The organism is Rhodoferax sp., assembly GCF_012927445.1.
Classification (GTDB): domain Bacteria; phylum Pseudomonadota; class Gammaproteobacteria; order Burkholderiales; family Burkholderiaceae_C; genus Rhodoferax.
Genome location: NZ_JABBPD010000004.1, coordinates 1 through 17718 on the forward strand (window position 1 = coordinate 1; position 17718 = coordinate 17718).

Consider the following 17718-nt stretch of genomic DNA (forward strand, 5'->3'; position numbering starts at 1 on the left):
ATCAAAAACCACCCAGCAAATTGATGTGAACTTGACACTCACAACACCTTCGCTAGCGCTACATATTTACATACGTTTCATGAGCGAAGCCTTAGATTATGGCACGCTTTATTTGCCTTTCGCGAACTTTCTTTGCATACATTCTGTATCCGACCCTTGACATGATGAAAAACAGGCAACAGCCGCCCACATCCACTGTTGCGGCCGATCAAAAGCTGAAGTTGGTCCCATTTTACGGACACCTTATTGTTCTCAATGAAGGAGTTTGAAGTGCCTATTACCAATCCGCTGGCGCAATTTCGCCAGTAAACGGTCGAACTGGAGCAAGCCCGGTGACCTAATAAAAGAATTCGGCTCTCACATCACTAGCATCTTGAATTGGATACGTAAGGCGCAGCCGATCTCAGCCGTTGCGTCGGCCACTGATATGGACCCATTGAGTGCGCTTGAACGACAGGAACTTATGGAGTTGCGTCGCAGGTACCACCAAGTCCAGATGAAGAGCCACATCCCGGCAAAGGCTACGACCCGGCTTACAAACAACGGCGACAAAACGCTCAGGTCGTCTAGGTGCTGATTGAAGCAAATCAGGCCGAGCTCCCCGTACGCACCATGTACAAAACACTCCGCGTCTCCGCCAGCGGTTACTACGGCTGGCAGGGACGTCCAATCTGCAAGCGCCAACAGGCCAATACCACTTTGGTTGCATAAATTCGTGAGGCATTTGTCGCCAATGACGAGACCTACGGCATGCGCCGCATCCGCGCTGCGTTGCCGGAAGCAGGGGCGGTGGTCAGCCGCAAACGCATCGCCCGCTTGATGCGCCAGCGCCACATGTGTGGTGTGAGTCGCAGGCGCAGTGCGTGGTGACTACCCAGCACGATGTACGCCAGCTCCCAGGGCCAGACCTAGTCAATCGAGCATTTGCGGCCACCGAAATCAATCAGCTTTGGGTGGCGGATATGACGTATATCCCGACATGGTCAGGCATTCTGTATCGATCCGTGGTTATCGATATCTTCAGCCGGAAGGTGGTGGGCTGGGCCTTTGGCGAACGCATGACAGCGGGCCTGGCAACTCTGGCGCTCAACATGGCGTTGATGACAAGAAAGCCCGCGTCGGCAATTCACCGTTTCGACCAGGGCAGCAATTACACCAGCATTGCCCTTGGCAACCGCTGCAAGGAGTTGGGGGTGCGCCCCTCCATGAGCAGCGTGGGCGATACTTATTACAACGCCATGGCCGAAAGCCTCTTTGCCAGTCTGGAATATGAACTCATTGCCACTGCAGCCGGAAGATCAAGACCAAGACACACCTAGCGATCTTTACCGGATTGAGAGTGGGCACAACCCGTGCAGGCGCCATTCCGGCCTGAACTATTTATCGCCCGTCAACTTTGAAAGGAAACACGAATACAAAAAACGCAACCATTTCTCCAAGAACACGGGTTGCCCACCGGGTGCTTCGCATCTGTGGACAGTTCGCTGCATCCATCAAGCCCAAGAAGCGCGGTGTCCACAGACCCGCCGGTGGATAGCCCTACTTAATCCGCTTCATCAAGAAGCCGAAAATTAGCCGTGGAAACGGGTCAAGTCCAAACTACTTAACCCTCAAGGGCTCGAAATTGCATAGGAATGTGCACACAAGAATTCATTCGCAAGTCATCCAAAAACTTGTCGCAATTAAATCAGTTTGGCGTCCTAACGAACTCAACGAGTAGAACGCAAAAAATCACATTTCCTGCATTACGCAAGAAAAAGACAATTACAGGTGTATTTAAGTCGTTTTGATATTGCAGTCAGGACTAAAATCATCAGCAGACGTCCGACATACGATGAAACTAGATGGATCTTGTTGGATACTGGTCCGCCCGGAGGGAATCGAACCCCCATGATCGCTTTAGAAGAGCGATGTCCTATCCGTTGAACGACGGGCAGATTCATGAGATTCTATTCATATAGAATGGTCGGGGCGAAAGGATTCGAACCTTCGACCCTCTGGTCCCAAACCAGATGCGCTACCAGGCTGCGCTACGCCCCGACTTGCACTTATTGTAACGGGTTGCGGACCCGATCACTCCAAATTTAGTCTTTCTCCATCAAATACTTGATAAGAAAATGAAAATAAAGAGCGCTTATGCTCACGCTCTGTCGGATACAGTCAACGAATGTATCCTCAACCTATTCCATGGCTTGCACCGGGTCAGGACTTCCCTCCCACAGATCAAGCTTGGGATGAGAACTCCCCCGCACCAGGACTATTGGCGGCAGGAGGTACGCTCGATGCAGACACCCTACAACAAGCCTACAGCAAAGGGATTTTCCCGTGGTTCAGTGAAGGGCAGCCCACACTTTGGTGGAGTCCCAATCCAAGAATGGTACTTATCGTCTCCGATTTTCGACTACACCCGTCTTTAAGAAAAACAATCAACAAATTCCGAAAAACAGCAGGCAGCGAAATTCGAATTGATTCAGCCTTTGAACAAGTCATTCAAGCTTGTGCAACAAGTCACCGTGATGGCCAGACGAGCACATGGATCTTGCCTAAAATGATTGAGGCATATAACGAACTTCACAAGGCAGGCCTTGCCCACAGCGTTGAAACGTGGGTGAATGGCAGGCTAACCGGCGGACTGTACTGCGTTTCGCTTGGAAAATGCGTGTTTGGTGAATCCATGTTCAGCCATTCAACTAACGCGTCCAAAATTGCACTTGCGGCTCTGGTTGCTTTTTGTCGCCACCATGATATCCGCCAGATTGATTGCCAGCAAAACACCCGACACCTTGCCTCTTTGGGCGCACGTGAAATCTCCCGTGATTACTTTATAGAGCAAGTAACCATTTGCAGCACCCATGAGGCCCCCAACTGGAAGTTTGACTCACCTTACTGGCACGAACTAATGCACTCAAAGGATGCACAAACGTGACGACTCTCAAAGACTTACCTTTCCAGCCCCTGCAATTTTATGCAACAGCACCCTACGCTTGCAGTTACATTCCAGGAAGACAGGCCAGGTCTCAAGTAGCAGCACCAAGTCATTTAATTAACAACGCGACTTATTCTGAACTGATTAGCAAAGGCTTTAGGCGCAGTGGCATGTTTGCCTACCGTCCCTACTGCGACGGATGCGATGCCTGCACACCGCTTCGAGTTCTTGCCAACGAATTTCAGCCGGACAGAAATCAACGACGAGCGTGGACGCATCATTCGAATTTACAGGCCAGAGTGTTCAAACCGAGTTTCGAGGAAGAGCACTACAACTTGTACCTTCGCTATCAACATGAGCGACATGCAGGAGGGGGAATGGATGAAGACAGCATTGACCAATATACGCAATTTTTGCTGCAAAGCCGAGTGAATTCGTTTCTTGTTGAATTCCGTGAAATACAGGTCGATGGCACTTCAGGCCCATTGAAAATGGTCTCAATACTTGATGTGCTTGATGATGGAATTTCGGCTGTTTACACCTTTTATGAACCCGAGACCAAAAGCAGCTACGGAACCTACAACATCTTGTGGCAAATTTCACAGGCAAAACAACTTAATCTTCCTCACGTTTACCTTGGCTACTGGATTGGCGAAAGCCAAAAAATGAAATACAAGGCAAGATTTACACCGCTGGAGTTGTTTGTTTCCGGGACATGGATTACCAGCAATTCTTAAATAAAGTAAATCCAAGTGTGCTAATCCTATTTTTTATTACGCATCAAATATTTCACCTTGTAAAATAACTGGTACGCAGTTTAGGAGCACCTATGCGAAATACAGATTCCAGCATCACAACGCCTCCAACAGTTCAAGTCATTGAGCGCATGTTTATGCTAATTGATGTTCTGGCATCACGGGAAGAAGCAATTTCACTTAAAGAAATCAGCGAAAAAACTGGTTTACACCCGTCAACCACACATCGATTATTAAATGATTTGGCCACCGGCCGCTTTGTGGACCGCTCACAACCAGGTTGCTATCGACTCGGCATGCGCTTGCTTGAATTGGGAAACTTAGTCAAAAACCGCCTTAATGTCCGTGATGCAGCGCTCCTACCAATGCGTGAACTGCATAAATTAATTCAGCAACCCGTTAATTTGAGCATGCGTCAAGGTGACGAAATCGTTTATATCGAACGTGCATACAGCGAACGATCAGGCATGCAAGTAGTTCGATCTATTGGAGGACGTGCTCCACTACATTTGACGTCTGTCGGAAAATTATTCTTGGCGGCAGACGATCCGCAACGGGTTCGCGCTTACGCAACACGAACTGGCTTGAGCGGTCACACAAAAAATAGTTTGACCCAACTGCCCGCATTGGAACGCGAACTCTCAAAGGTACGTCAGTACGGTAATGCGCACGACAATGAAGAACTTGAGCTTGGTGTACGCTGCATGGCGGCAGGCATCTACAACGACCAAGGCGCACTGGTGGCGGGTTTGTCAATATCTTCGCCGGCTGGCAGACTTGACGAAGAGTGGCTGCCTAAACTTCAAGCGACTGCTCGAGAAATTTCAACCACGTTGGGCTTTAAATCTGACCCAACACATCCCTAGGGCTTCAGCCCTAATGACTACTGGATATTCTTTCGCCTTTTACTGCCGCAGCCAAAGTCGATGTCCCGGCAGGAATTGACTCTACCCAGCGCCGAACACGCTCGGCATCACCCAGGCGGCTAAGCTTACCCGCAGAGTCAAGAAAAACCATAATAACCTTGCGTCCAGCTACTTTGACTTGCATAACTAGACACTGACCAGCCTCCGTAATATAGCCAGTCTTCTGAAGGCCAATATCCCATGACGGATTTTTCACCAATCGGTTGGTGTTGTTATATTGCAGCGTTTGGTTCCCGACGGCCACTTGGTGAGCAGGTGACGTGGTCAGCTCACGCAAAATCGGGTCGCCATAGGCAACATTGACCAGTTTAGCCAGATCACGTGCACTTGACTGATTTTTACTGGAAAGACCTGTCGGCTCCACATAATTGGTGTCATTCATACCAATTAATCGGGCCTTGGCATTCATTAAGCCAACGAAAACTGGCAAGCCACCTGGGTAACTTCGGCCAAGCGCATGTGCTGCGCGGTTTTCGCTCGACATCAAAGCCAGATGTAACAGCTCACCTCGACTTAATTCAGTCCCGACCCTTAATCGCGATGAACTACCTTTTTCCGTATCCACATCGGCTTGTGAAATAGTGATGATCTCGTTCATTGGTAACCGGGCTTCACTGAGAACCAACCCCGTCATGAGTTTAGTGAGTGATGCAATTGGCAAAACTGCCTTATCGTTCTTACTGAACAATACTTCACTTGTATCTTGATCAATCACAAGCGCCACGCTAGATTTCAAATCTAGTGAATCATGCGCGCCATGCAAACCGGCGATCTGCCCAAATGAAAGTCGTAGAGGCACGGCCTCCGCACGAAGTACTGACTTCCGCTTAACAACACCAAAGGTTTTAGAGACTTTTCGCTTGGCGACGATTGTGCTCTTGGAGATTTTGACAACATGGCGTTTTCTCTGGGCTGCTTCGGCCTGAGGTAGCGAGACAGCAAGAACGAAAGCTGTCAAGCCAAAAAAGAAGAGAATTCGACGCAAAATTTTTCCAAACGCAGTTTGATGAGAACAGTACATGTAGCCATCTCCGGATTTATTCCCGATGTTGCAAGTTTATACAAAAAAGTCGCGCAATATCAAATACTTGCACGACTTTCTTAAACAAGAACTCTTGAATTGAGCAATTTCCCTACCCTTGCGCGGCAACCCGATCAGCTTTATTGTGCAATTTATTGAGTGCATTCAAGTAAGCTTTAGCCGATGCCACTACGATATCTGGATCAGCACCAACACCGTTAACCACCCTTCCGCTGCTTTGCAAGCGTACTGTCACTTCCCCTTGACTTTCTGTCGAACCACTGATGGCGTTCACAGAATAAAGCACCATCTCAGCACCGCTTTTAACATGAGCTTCAATGGCTTTGAGGGAGGCGTCAACGGGGCCATTCCCATCAGAAGAACCCTTGACTTCTTTGCCGTCAACGGTAAAAACGACGGTTGCCTGTGGTCTTTCACCTGTTTCGCTGTGTTGCGACAGTGATACGAAGCAGTACTGCTCTTTGTCGTGAGTCACACTTCCTTCGCTCGTGAGAGCCAAAATATCTTCGTCGAAAATTTCACTTTTCCTATCTGCCAACTCCTTAAATTTGGCGAATGCGCTATTGATTTCTGCCTCGCTTTCCATCTGCACACCCAACTCCTGCAAGCGCAACTTAAAGGCATTTCGTCCGCTGAGTTTTCCTAAAACGATTTTGTTAGTGGTCCAGCCCACATCCTCTGCTCGCATGATTTCATAGGTATCACGAGCCTTGAGAACACCATCTTGATGAATGCCAGAAGCATGTGCAAAAGCATTGGCGCCAACCACGGCCTTATTGGGCTGAACCACAAAACCCGTGGTCTGGCTAACCATGCGACTAGCTGCCAAAATTTGCTTGGTATCAATATTTAACTCAAGCCCAAAATAGTCGCGCCGGGTCTTAATGGCCATAACGACCTCTTCAAGACTGCAATTACCGGCTCGTTCGCCTAAACCATTAATGGTGCACTCCACTTGACGGGCACCACCAATTTTCACGCCGGCCAGTGAGTTGGCAACCGCCATTCCCAAATCGTTATGGCAATGAACTGACCAAATGGCCTTGTCCGAATTCGGAATCCTCTCTCGCAAGGTTTTGATGAAATGGCCATAGAGTTCAGGCACGGCATAACCAACCGTGTCAGGTACATTGATCGTAGTTGCACCCTCGCTGATCACGGCTTCCAAGATGCGACACAAAAAATCTACATCGCTTCGGTAGCCATCCTCCGGACTGAATTCCACATCGCCGACCAAATTCCGTGCAAAGCGCACTGCAAGCTTGGCTTGCTCGAACACCTGATCTGGAGTCATCCGCAGTTTTTTCTCCATGTGTAATGCTGACGTAGCAATAAAGGTATGGATGCGGGCGCTATTAGCCCCTTTGAGTGCTTCGGCGGCGCGTGAAATATCCCGATCATTAGCGCGAGACAGAGAACAGATGGTCGAATCCTTGATCGCATTGGCAATGCACTGCACTGCCTCAAAGTCACCGTTCGAGCTCGCGGCAAAACCAGCCTCGATGACGTCAACCCTCAACCGCTCCAGCTGACGGGCTATGCGTAATTTTTCATCCTTATTCATCGACGCACCTGGTGACTGCTCACCGTCACGCAAAGTGGTGTCAAAAATAATCAATTTATCGGCCATCTGGTTTCTCCTATATTTCTGAAAATCCACAATCAAAAAACACACCATAAAGCAAAAAGCCCGCTGCAAGTGCATACGGGCTTTTGGTTTTGGAGAGCACGTGCCCTACCGTCTCCGCCCGTTTGGCGATAGCAGTAGTGCTAGCGAAATCTGTTTCATATATTCAATGTACCACATGTTTAAAAAAATACGGCGTTTCGCTATTAAGCACTCAAGCGAGCATTCACTTGTGAAGTCCTCTTTCATCCGGTTCCTCGGTAGAGGTACTGATGACGCTCGTATGTACGCCTTTGGCCTTACGCCATGCGTAAATACCGTATCCACTGAACCCATACACAACAAACACACTAAACATGACAATCGGTGGATCAATATTGATTATCGCAATACCCAGCGCAATCAACACAATCACAACAAAAGGCACGCTCCTTTTCATGTGGAGATCTTTGAAGCTGTAAAAGGGGACATTGGTCACCATGGTCAACCCAGAATACAAGGCCAGTGCAAACATGGGCCAAGCCATTGTTGCGCCCTTCACACCAAGATCCGTCATCAACCAGATAAACCCCGCCACTAATGCGGCTGCAGCAGGAGACGGCAAACCCTGAAAATAACGTTTATCAACAATTGCTGTATTTACGTTGAACCGTGCAAGGCGCAAAGCGGCACAGGCACAGTAGACAAAAGAGGCAATCCAACCCCATCGACCTAAACCCTGGAGCGCCCACACATAGGAGATGAGGGCGGGCGCGGCACCAAAAGACACCATGTCAGAGAGTGAATCCATTTGCTCACCGAACGCACTTTGTGTGTTTGTCATGCGAGCAACCCGACCATCAAGGCTGTCAAGCACCATGGCACAAAAAATGCCAATAGCAGCCAGATCGAATCGACCATTGATCGCCATGACGATCGCGTAAAAGCCGCCAAAAAGTGCTGCCAGCGTAAACAGATTGGGCAAAATGTAGATGCCCTTTCGTCGCTTTCTCACCACTACGGCCTCGCCCTCAGCAAAGTCTGCTTCGTTCCCGTCATGCATAGAATTGGTCTCCAAGCTTTCATAATAACAAAGGCCACCGAAGTGGCCTTTGTTACGGGAGTCGTGAGACTCAGTTGCGTGTCTGGTCGACAAGCTTGTTCTTTTTGATCCACGGCATCATGGCCCGGAGTTTTTCACCCACTTGTTCAATCTGATGCTCGGACGTCAAGCGACGGCGGCTTAACAAGGTAGGTGCGCCAGCCTTGTTTTCCAGAATGAAACTCTTCGCGTATTCACCTGTCTGAATGTCTTTCAGACACTGACGCATCGCGTCTTTCGTGGCGCTGGTCACAATCCGTGGACCGGTCACGTACTCACCATATTCGGCGTTGTTGGAGATGGAGTAGTTCATGTTGGCGATGCCGCCTTCATAAATCATATCTACGATCAACTTGAGTTCGTGCAAGCACTCAAAATAGGCCATTTCAGGCGCATAACCGGCTTCAACCAATGTTTCAAAACCAGCTTTGATCAACTCAACCGTACCACCACACAAAACAGCTTGTTCACCAAACAAGTCGGTTTCAGTTTCTTCACGGAAATTGGTTTCAATGATGCCGGCTTTGCCACCACCGTTGGCCATGGAATAGCTCAAGGCCAGATCGCGTGAGCGGCCCGACTTGTCTTGATGAATGGCGATCAGGTGAGGAACACCACCGCCCTGTGCATACGTACCGCGCACGGTGTGGCCCGGAGCCTTGGGCGCCACCATCCAGACATCCAAGTCAGCACGAGGCGTTACCAAGCCATAGTGGACATTGAAACCATGTGCAAACACCAAAGAGGCGCCTTGCTTGATGTTCGGCTCGATATCGTTGGTATAAACCGATCCGATTTGTTCATCGGGCAGCAAAATCATGACTACATCAGCAGCTTTCACGGCCTCAGCCACTTCAGCAACTTTCAGACCGGCTTTTTCAACCTTGGGCCACGAAGCACCACCTTTACGCAATCCAACAACAACTTTAACGCCGCTGTCGTTTAGATTCTGCGCGTGGGCATGTCCCTGGCTACCATAGCCAATGATTGCAACTGTTTTGCCTTTGATGAGACTGAGATCACAGTCCTTATCGTAAAAAACTTTCATTTTTTCTCCGTTATAAAAAATTTAAACTCTCAAAATTCGTTCGCCACGACCGATTCCACTGGAACCAGTTCGTACCGTTTCCAGAATCGCGCTGCGCTCAATGGCTTCCAGAAACGCGTCGTTCTTCGACTGAACGCCAGTCAACTCAATGGTGTAACTCTTCTCGGTTACATCAATAATGCGACCCCGAAAAATGTCCGCCATGCGTTTCATTTCTTCACGTTCTTTGCCTACGGCACGAACCTTCACCATCATGAGCTCACGCTCTGTGTAAGCACCTTCGGTCAGATCAACCACCTTCACCACTTCGATCAAGCGGTTTAGATGCTTGGTGATCTGCTCAATAACATCGTCTGGCCCGGAGGTCTGAATTGTCATCCGAGACAAACTTGAATCTTCGGTCGGGGCAACAGTAAGGGATTCAATGTTATAGCCACGCGCCGAAAAAAGACCAACAACGCGCGAAAGAGCGCCGGGTTCATTTTCTAGCAATACTGCAATGATATGTTTCATGGGATGAGCTTCTTCATTTCGCTGCCCTCCCCCTGTAGCGATAACCACAGGGCTTGGCAAACAATAGATTCGTCAAAAGTTAGTTAAAGATCTTCAGAGCCAAGCAGCATTTCGGTAATGCCACTGCCGGCTTTCACCATCGGGAATACGTTCTCTGTCGGATCGGTTCGAAAATCCATGAACACAGTGCGATCTTTCAACTTGCGAGCTTCACGCAGGGCTGGCTCCACATCCTGAGCACGTTCAATCAGCATACCGACGTGGCCATATGCTTCAGCCAACTTTACGAAATTGGGCAACGCATCCATGTAGCTGTGACTGTAACGCCCTTCATACTCCACTTCTTGCCACTGACGAACCATACCAAGATACCGGTTATTCAGCGCAACGATTTTAATCGGTGTGTTGTACTGCAAACAGGTTGAGAGCTCCTGAATACACATCTGTACAGAACCTTCACCGGTAATACAAAATACCTCGCTGTCCGGCTTTGCCAGCTTGATGCCCATAGCATACGGAATACCCACACCCATAGTGCCCAGCCCGCCAGAATTAATCCAGCGGCGCGGCTCATCAAAACGGTAGTACTGGGCTGCCCACATCTGGTGCTGACCGACATCGGAGGTGATGTAAGCATCCTCATCTTTGGTCATATTCCAGAGCGTTTCAACAACGTACTGCGGCTTGATCACATCATTCTTGCCGTGGTCGTACTTGAGGCAATCGCGCTTGCGCCAACCCTCAATGGTGTCCCACCACGCGCCAAGCGCATGAGCATCCGGCTTGACCGCACTTTCCTTGATCATCGCGATCAATTCTGTCAGCACTTCTTTGACATCCCCAACAATCGGAATATCCACCTTCACCCGCTTGGAAATACTGGATGGATCAATGTCAATGTGAATGATTTTCCGCTCATTCTGAGCAAAGTGTTTAGGGTTACCAATCACCCGATCATCAAAACGGGCACCCACAGCGAGCAGAACATCGCAATGCTGCATCGCGTTGTTCGCCTCTACCGTGCCGTGCATGCCCAGCATGCCGAGGAACTTGCGATCACTTGCCGGATACGCGCCCAAACCCATCAAGGTATTGGTGCAGGGATATCCCATCATATCAACCAGCGTACGCAATTCTGCCGAGGCGTTACTTAAAATCACGCCACCGCCAGTGTAGATATAAGGGCGCTTAGCCGCGAGCAACAACTGCAAGGCCTTACGAATCTGACCACCGTGGCCTTTGCGAACCGGGTTGTAGGAACGCATCTCCACGGTCTCGGGGTAGCCCGCGTAATGCACCTTTTTAAAGGATACGTCTTTAGGGATATCCACCACCACAGGACCAGGCCGCCCAGTACGGGCAATATGGAAGGCCTTTTTCATGGTTTCAGCCAGATCCCGGGCATCTTTGACCAGAAAATTGTGCTTCACAATGGGGCGGGTAATGCCTACCGTGTCACATTCCTGAAAAGCATCCAGCCCAATAGCATGCGTGGGCACCTGCCCAGTCACAATCACCATGGGAATGCTGTCCATATAGGCCGTGGCAATGCCGGTAATCGCATTGGTAACGCCTGGACCGGAGGTGACCAACGCTACGCCGACGTCACCGGTCGCGCGCGCATAACCATCGGCGGCATGAACAGCGGCCTGCTCGTGCCGAACCAAAATATGCTGGATTGTGTCCTGCTTGTATAACGCATCGTAGATATGGAGTACAGCGCCTCCGGGGTAGCCCCAGACGTACTTGACACCTTCGGCTTGCAATGCTTTGATGAGAATCTCGGCGCCCCGAAGCTCTTGATCGTTTGACGTCACTGCGAGCGCTTTGGCGGCGGGTGTTGATGCTTGATTTTTGGCGGCCGATGTTGCCACCGAGGCCGAAGCGATTTCAGCTTTAGATATTTCCATGATGAACCTTTGTGAATTTCTCTGACGAAAAACCTTGGGTGCTCCTTCGCAAACACTTGTGGCGTCGCGTCGGAACTTAGAGTCAAAGCCATGAACGCAGTGAATGTTGCGCCGGACCATAACCCGTTTGCCTTTTAATTTGCAAGTCGAATTATCGCACCCCACCCATTGGAACAACAACTAGAAACCCTAATTAACTCGGTCTGAATGCCATAATCCGCACAAAGCAGCATCCCAATTCGTCATGATCACATCAAAACGAGACACCCAAACTTCACAGCCGCTACGGCATCAATCTTTTGGCAACTGAACAAGAACTTTCTGATTTTCTGAAAAGCGTCGAAAAACGAGCCTTCAAACGATCGGTCTATCACGTTCGGAATGAGGAGTCTGCGCTGGACATCGTGCAAGACAGCATGATGAAACTAGCGGAGCACTACGGGCACAAGCCCGCCGCTGAACTACCCATGTTATTTCAGCGCATTTTATCCAACTGCACCCTGGACTGGTTTCGCCGACAAAAGACCCGAAACGCACTTTTTTCGAACATGAGCGACTTCGATTCCGCCGGGGATGACGGGGAATTTGATCTTTTGGAAACTTTAAACGTCCAAAGCCACTCAGAGCAAACTGAAAGCGCCGAAAGTTCAACGCAACGGGCGCAAACCTTGCTCGGAATTGAAATGGAAATTCAGGAACTACCGACCCGTCAACGGGAAGCCTTCCTTATGCGTTATTGGGAGGAGTTGGACGTGGCTGAAACCGCTGCGGCAATGGGATGCTCAGAAGGCAGTGTCAAAACGCATTGTTCGCGGGCCGTTCAGGCCCTCGGTAAAGCGTTAAGGGCAAAGGGAATAACACTATGAAAAATTTGTATCACGACCAGAATCAGCTTGCGCAAGACCGTTTCGGCTTGCAGGTTGCGGTGCGCCTGTCTGAAGCGGCCAATAACCTGCCTTACGACATCTCGGAACGTTTGCGCGCTGCGCGAGCACAGGCACTGGCCAAACAAAAGATTGCAGTCATCAGCATAGCCACAGAGGTTGCGGTGTCGGGTGGTGCGGCATCACTCACTTTTGGAAATGAGCACCTCAGTTGGTGGAATCGCATCGTGGCGGCGCTTCCATTATTAGCGCTCGTGGCAGGATTGATCGCAATCAGTGTCATTCAAAATGAAAACCGTGCCAACGAGCTTGCCGAGATTGATGCGGCGCTGCTGACGGATGATCTGCCGCCAACAGCTTATACCGATCCGGGATTTACACAATTTCTCAAGTCGAACACTGGACAGAATCAATAGATTGAGCGCAACGATGTTCATACGCGCGATAGACCAATTTAATCACCCATTCATCACAAGTGTGCTGGCTGGTGGGGCCGTTTTGACCCTTCTGCTGGCCTTGGGCGCATCGGGTTCTTGCGCTTTGGCGCAAGAGGTACTTGTTGCCCCCCCGTCATTGACGCAATCTTCCGCCAAGTCAGCCAATTCAGGCGCTCCCGCGAAGAAATCGACTACGGCGAATACCTCGTCCAAACCAACCTGGCTTGATTTGACACCTGCACAGCAAGTGTCGCTCATGCCTTTGGCGGCCAACTGGAATACCTTGGATGAATCGCACAAACGCAAATGGATTGCCATCTCTGCTAATTACCCAAGCTTGGCGCCTGCTGAGCAGGAGAAATTACACAGCCGTATGACCGAATGGGTGTCATTAAGCCAGCAGCAACGTGCGCAGGCCCGTTTGAATTTTGCCCATTCAAAACAACTCACGCCCACCCAGAAGGCGGCCACATGGCAGGCCTACCAGGCACTCAGCCCGGAAGAAAAGCAAAAACTGGCCATTTTGGCCACGCCTAAACCAGTTGGCGCCGCCGCCGCCATAAAACCGGTCGTCCCGCAAAAACTGGCGGCTGTGCCTGTGACTCGGCAAACCCCTAAACAATTGCCAAAAATGGCGGTTTCAAACCATGCAGTGGATAAAAAAACCCTCCTCCCGCATCCAAAGTCACCGGTTGCGCCTTCAACTGCACAACAAAACTGAATAGTGCAGATATGGTCATGATGAGCCCTGAGTTGAAGACGCCCAGTCTGGCCCGCCGTATGGCCTGCTGGTTGTATGAAGGCATGCTGATGTTTGGCGTGGTTTTCATTGCTGGCTATCTGTTTGGCACGCTGAGCCAGACTCGCAACGCCATGGATAACCGCAATGCGCTTCAGGCATTTCTCTTTGTTATCTTCGGCATCTACTTCGTGTGGTTGTGGGCCAAGGGACAAACCTTGGCCATGAAAACCTGGGACATACGCGTTGTAGATCGCAATGGTCAACCCATTACGCAAGCCCGTGCTTTGCTGCGCTACGTGTTGAGTTGGCTCTGGTTTTTGCCGGCGCTGGCAGCGGTTGCCCCATTCAAACTGTCAGGCGCTGAATCTGTCGTGATCGTCGTTGGATGGGTGCTTGTATGGGCTCTTTTGAGTCGATTCCATCCACAACATCAGTTCTGGCACGATGCGTTGGCTGGCACCCGGCTGGTTTCAACGCCGCGCCTGAGTCCAAAAATGCGGTGAATCCGGCATTGACTGCCGGTCGCCTTCTGCGCGGTTAGACGAAACTCAAATAGCCGACTCATCCAGTTCCCCAGTCCGGATACGCACGACGCGTTCCACACTGGTCACAAATATCTTGCCGTCGCCAATCTTGCCCGTGTGCGCTGCCTTCACGATCGCATCGACGCAGCGATCGACATCGTCGGTTTTCACCACCACTTCGACTTTGACCTTCGGCAGGAAGTCCACCACATACTCGGCACCGCGGTAGAGCTCGGTATGGCCTTTCTGGCGACCGAAACCCTTGACCTCGGTCACGGTGAGTCCGGTAACCCCACATTCGGCCAGCGCTTCACGCACCTCTTCCAGTTTGAACGGTTTGACAATGGCGGTGATCTGTTTCATGTTTTTCCTTTATCTTCAAGCGCGAAATCGATTGGTTATAGGATAACGCCAATCCTTGCCGAAGCTGCGGTGGGTCACGCGAATCCCTACCGGTGCCTGACGACGTTTGTATTCATTGATCTTGATGAGACGCGTCACCTTCTCCACATCGGCACGGGCAAAGCCGGCGGCAATGATCTCTTCCATGCCTTGGTCGTTTTCCATGTAACGCTCCAAGATCGCATCAAGCACCTCATAGGCGGGCAAACTGTCCTGATCCGTCTGGTCCGGGCGCAACTCCGCACTGGGCGGGCGGGTAATGATGCGATCCGGAATCGGCTCTGGGTGCGTACCGTAAGGATCGTGGGCATTGCGCCAGCGCGCCAGCCGGAAGACAGTGGTTTTAGCCAAGTCCTTGATCACGGCAAAGCCGCCTGCCATGTCGCCATAGAGCGTGCAATAGCCGGTGGCCATTTCGGACTTGTTGCCGGTCGTCAGCACGATACTGCCAAACTTGTTGGACAACGCCATCAGCAGCGTGCCCCGAATGCGGGCCTGAATATTTTCTTCGGTCGTGTCCTCGGCCAAGCCAGCAAACTCGCCCGCCAAAGACTTCTTGAAGGCTTCAAACTCCGGCACGATGGAAATTTCGTCGTAGCGCACCCCGAGGCGCGCCGCCATGTCCCGCGCGTCAATCCAGCTGATGTCCGCTGTGTAGGGCGACGGCATCATGACCGTGCGGACCCGGTCTCTGCCCAAGGCATCGACCGCCACCGCCAGTACCAGCGCCGAGTCGATGCCGCCCGACAGACCCAAGATCACACTGGGGAAACCGTTCTTGCCAATGTAGTCGCGCACCCCCAGCACCAAGGCGTCCCACAGATCGGCGTCCGGCGAGCGTTCCGCCGCCACATCCGCTACTAAATTAATAGCTGCCTGCACCCTATTGACAGCGACTAGCAGCCTGTTTTCTATAAAACTGGGGGCACGCCCGGCGAGCGTGCCGTCCGCATTGAGCGCGAACGAGTGTCCTTCAAACACCACCTCGTCCTGCCCCCCCACCAGATGCGCATAGACCAACGGCAAGCCACAGGCCTGCACCCGGCTGCGCATCATCTGCTCGCGCTCATTGCCCTTGCCGACGTGAAACGGCGACGCGTTGATGACGGCCAGCAATTCGGCGCCCGCTTCTTTGGTCAGCCGGGCCGGCTCTTCAAACCAGGCGTCCTCGCAGATCAGCAGGCCGACTTTGACCTTGTTGCCCGCCTCGCCGGCTTCAAACACGCACACGCCCTGGCCCGGTGTGAAGTAGCGACGCTCGTCAAACACCTGGTAATTGGGCAGTTCGCGTTTGGCGTAGGTCGCAATCACGGCCCCCTCGCACAACACGCTGGCAGCGTTATAGCGGCTTGGCACCGCCACCGAGCGGGTGCGGCGGTCGCCTCCGGTCGGGTGCCCGACCACCACCGTCAGGTCTTTTAACCCGGCCAGCTCACGGGCCACTGTTTTCACGGCATCATCGCAGGCGGCGATAAAGGCCGGGCGCAAAAACAGGTCTTCCGCCGCGTAGCCGCAAATGGAGAGTTCCGGCGTCAGCAACAGGCGAACCCCGTCCGCGTAGGCTGAGCGCGCTGTATCGATAATTTTTTGCGAGTTGCCCGCCAAGTCGCCAACCACGAAATTGAGTTGGGCAACGCAGAGTTTGAGTGTCATGTACCGCAGGTGTGAAAAGAATGGAAAACAAGTGAAGCACGAGTCGAACGATTATGTCATCCGGGTACTGAGCGCCCCCGATGAAGTGAATGCCGCCGACTGGAACGAACTGCTGAGCCTGCAGTCAGACGCCACCCCGTTCATGCGGCACGAGTATCTGGCCGCCCTGCACACCAGCGGCAGTGCCACGCCTGCGACCGGCTGGACGCCCCACTTCATCATCCTGGAGCGAGATGGCGTCATGGTGGGCGCCTGTGCCCTCTATCTCAAAAGCCACTCCTACGGCGAATACGTGTTCGACCACGCCTGGGCCAATGCCTATGCGCAACATGGCCTGGCCTACTACCCGAAGGCAGTGGTGGCGGTGCCTTTCACGCCGGTGCCGGGAACGCGTTTGCTGGCCCGCACCGCCGCGGACCGGGCGGTCTTGGCCAAGGCCCTGATTCAGTGGTGTGAGGCTGAAAAACTGTCTTCCCTGCACCTGCTGTTCTCCAGCAAAGAAGATGGCCAGGCGTGCGCCGATGCCGGCATGATGCTGCGGCACACGGTGCAATTTCACTGGCGCAACAGCGAGCCGGTCTATGCTGACTTTGAGGGCTTTCTGGCCTCCCTCTCCCAGGAAAAGCGCAAGAAAATACGCCAGGAACGCCGCAAAGTAGCGGACGCCGGCGTCACCTTCCGTTGGGCGCAAGGGGCCGCCATTACGCCGCAGGACTGGGATTTTTTCTACCGCTGCTACGAGCGCACCTACCTGGAGCACGGCAACGCACCCTACCTGAACCGCGATTTTTTCCAGCGCATGGCCAGCACCATGCCGGAGAACTGGCTGCTGTTTGTCGCCGAGCGGGAGGGTCAACCGATTGCTACAAGTTTAATAGCTATCCACGCAGGCAGCACGGGGGCTAGCGATCAAAATGACTTAAATAACAAGGAGTCCGTGGCCTACGGCCGTTACTGGGGTGCGCTGGAGCGGGTGGACTGTCTGCATTTTGAGGCCTGTTACTACCAGCCACTGGCCTGGTGCATTGCGCACGGTTACCAGCGCTTTGAGGGCGGCGCGCAGGGCGAGCACAAAATGGCACGGGCGCTGTTGCCGGTCAAAACCAGCAGCGCTCATTGGCTGGCCCATCCGTCATTTGCCGATGCGGTGGAACGATTCCTGGAACGCGAGGGACAAGGCATTGGCGAGTACCTGGATGACCTGGCTCAGCGCAGCCCCTTCAAGCAGCCCACAGGGGCTTGACCATT

The 17718-nt window shown here is 52.0% G+C and carries 18 protein-coding genes and 2 tRNA genes; 10 read left to right on the forward strand and 10 right to left on the reverse strand.

Annotated features, from left to right (window positions below; all coding sequences use genetic code 11):
- Window positions 1-711: 711 nt before the first annotated feature.
- Entirely contained in the window at window positions 712-870 is a 159-nt protein-coding gene (locus HHJ17_RS05415; protein WP_296505747.1) for a transposase, read from the forward strand.
- Window positions 867-1319, forward strand: coding sequence for a DDE-type integrase/transposase/recombinase (locus tag HHJ17_RS05420; RefSeq protein WP_296505197.1), 453 nt, complete (start codon window positions 867-869; stop codon window positions 1317-1319). Before HHJ17_RS05415 ends, HHJ17_RS05420 begins: the two co-directional genes overlap by 4 nt.
- A gap of 543 nt (window positions 1320-1862) precedes the next feature.
- Here the strand turns inward: HHJ17_RS05420 and HHJ17_RS05425 are convergent.
- Both HHJ17_RS05425 and HHJ17_RS05430 read right to left on the reverse strand, forming a co-directional pair.
- Window positions 1863-1937, reverse strand: a tRNA-Arg gene (locus tag HHJ17_RS05425).
- A gap of 26 nt (window positions 1938-1963) precedes the next feature.
- Window positions 1964-2040, reverse strand: a tRNA-Pro gene (locus HHJ17_RS05430).
- A gap of 127 nt (window positions 2041-2167) precedes the next feature.
- Here HHJ17_RS05430 and aat point away from each other — a divergent pair.
- From aat to HHJ17_RS05445, 3 genes are all read left to right on the forward strand, one after another.
- Window positions 2168-2926: a leucyl/phenylalanyl-tRNA--protein transferase gene (aat, locus tag HHJ17_RS05435; protein WP_296498650.1), complete on the forward strand. Its 759-nt coding sequence runs from the start codon at window positions 2168-2170 to the stop codon at window positions 2924-2926.
- Window positions 2923-3663 (forward strand): arginyltransferase, encoded by a 741-nt coding sequence (locus HHJ17_RS05440; RefSeq protein ID WP_296498653.1) that lies wholly within the window; start codon window positions 2923-2925, stop codon window positions 3661-3663. The genes aat and HHJ17_RS05440 overlap by 4 nt, the downstream gene beginning before the upstream one ends.
- Window positions 3664-3755: 92 nt before the next feature.
- Complete coding sequence (locus HHJ17_RS05445) at window positions 3756-4547, forward strand: IclR family transcriptional regulator (RefSeq protein WP_296498655.1); 792 nt, start codon at window positions 3756-3758, stop codon at window positions 4545-4547.
- Window positions 4548-4557: 10 nt separating this feature from the next.
- Here HHJ17_RS05445 and HHJ17_RS05450 read toward each other — a convergent pair whose 3' ends face one another.
- The 6 genes from HHJ17_RS05450 to HHJ17_RS05475 all read right to left on the reverse strand — a co-directional run bounded on the left by HHJ17_RS05450 (window position 4558) and on the right by HHJ17_RS05475 (window position 11828).
- Complete coding sequence (locus HHJ17_RS05450; protein ID WP_296498658.1) at window positions 4558-5628, reverse strand: serine hydrolase; 1071 nt, start codon at window positions 5626-5628, stop codon at window positions 4558-4560.
- Window positions 5629-5740: 112 nt separating this feature from the next.
- Window positions 5741-7279: a 2-isopropylmalate synthase gene (locus HHJ17_RS05455; protein WP_296498660.1), complete on the reverse strand. Its 1539-nt coding sequence runs from the start codon at window positions 7277-7279 to the stop codon at window positions 5741-5743.
- Window positions 7280-7502: 223 nt separating this feature from the next.
- Window positions 7503-8318, reverse strand: coding sequence for a CDP-diacylglycerol--serine O-phosphatidyltransferase (gene pssA, locus HHJ17_RS05460; RefSeq protein ID WP_296498664.1), 816 nt, complete (start codon window positions 8316-8318; stop codon window positions 7503-7505).
- A 70-nt stretch (window positions 8319-8388) separates the two neighbouring features.
- Entirely contained in the window at window positions 8389-9405 is a 1017-nt protein-coding gene (gene ilvC, locus HHJ17_RS05465; RefSeq protein WP_296498666.1) for a ketol-acid reductoisomerase, read from the reverse strand.
- 21 nt (window positions 9406-9426) lie between these two features.
- On the reverse strand, window positions 9427-9918 hold the full coding sequence (gene ilvN / locus HHJ17_RS05470; protein WP_296498669.1) for an acetolactate synthase small subunit: 492 nt from the start codon (window positions 9916-9918) through the stop codon (window positions 9427-9429).
- Between the two features lie 83 nt (window positions 9919-10001).
- Window positions 10002-11828 (reverse strand): acetolactate synthase 3 catalytic subunit, encoded by a 1827-nt coding sequence (locus tag HHJ17_RS05475; protein WP_296498675.1) that lies wholly within the window; start codon window positions 11826-11828, stop codon window positions 10002-10004.
- Between the two features lie 299 nt (window positions 11829-12127).
- Between HHJ17_RS05475 and HHJ17_RS05480 the strand changes: the two genes are divergently transcribed.
- From HHJ17_RS05480 to HHJ17_RS05495, 4 genes are read left to right on the forward strand one after another with little or no spacing between them, the layout of a single operon-like run.
- Complete coding sequence (locus HHJ17_RS05480; RefSeq protein ID WP_296498677.1) at window positions 12128-12694, forward strand: RNA polymerase sigma factor; 567 nt, start codon at window positions 12128-12130, stop codon at window positions 12692-12694.
- Complete coding sequence (locus tag HHJ17_RS05485) at window positions 12691-13128, forward strand: DUF3619 family protein (protein ID WP_296498680.1); 438 nt, start codon at window positions 12691-12693, stop codon at window positions 13126-13128. The genes HHJ17_RS05480 and HHJ17_RS05485 overlap by 4 nt, the downstream gene beginning before the upstream one ends.
- A 1-nt stretch (window position 13129) precedes the next feature.
- Complete coding sequence (locus HHJ17_RS05490) at window positions 13130-13870, forward strand: DUF3106 domain-containing protein (RefSeq protein ID WP_296498683.1); 741 nt, start codon at window positions 13130-13132, stop codon at window positions 13868-13870.
- A gap of 11 nt (window positions 13871-13881) precedes the next feature.
- Window positions 13882-14394: an RDD family protein gene (locus HHJ17_RS05495; RefSeq protein WP_296498686.1), complete on the forward strand. Its 513-nt coding sequence runs from the start codon at window positions 13882-13884 to the stop codon at window positions 14392-14394.
- A 45-nt stretch (window positions 14395-14439) separates the two neighbouring features.
- On the opposite strand, the gene HHJ17_RS05500 is transcribed toward HHJ17_RS05495, so the two are convergent.
- Complete coding sequence (locus tag HHJ17_RS05500; protein WP_114973279.1) at window positions 14440-14778, reverse strand: P-II family nitrogen regulator; 339 nt, start codon at window positions 14776-14778, stop codon at window positions 14440-14442.
- Window positions 14779-14793: 15 nt separating this feature from the next.
- Window positions 14794-16470, reverse strand: coding sequence for an NAD+ synthase (locus HHJ17_RS05505; protein WP_296498690.1), 1677 nt, complete (start codon window positions 16468-16470; stop codon window positions 14794-14796).
- 31 nt (window positions 16471-16501) lie between these two features.
- Here HHJ17_RS05505 and HHJ17_RS05510 point away from each other — a divergent pair, with 31 nt between their 5' ends.
- Window positions 16502-17713 carry a GNAT family N-acetyltransferase gene (locus tag HHJ17_RS05510; protein WP_296498692.1) on the forward strand — a complete coding sequence of 404 codons (1212 nt, stop codon included), beginning with the start codon at window positions 16502-16504 and terminating at the stop codon, window positions 17711-17713.
- The last annotated feature ends 5 nt before the right edge of the window (window positions 17714-17718 follow it).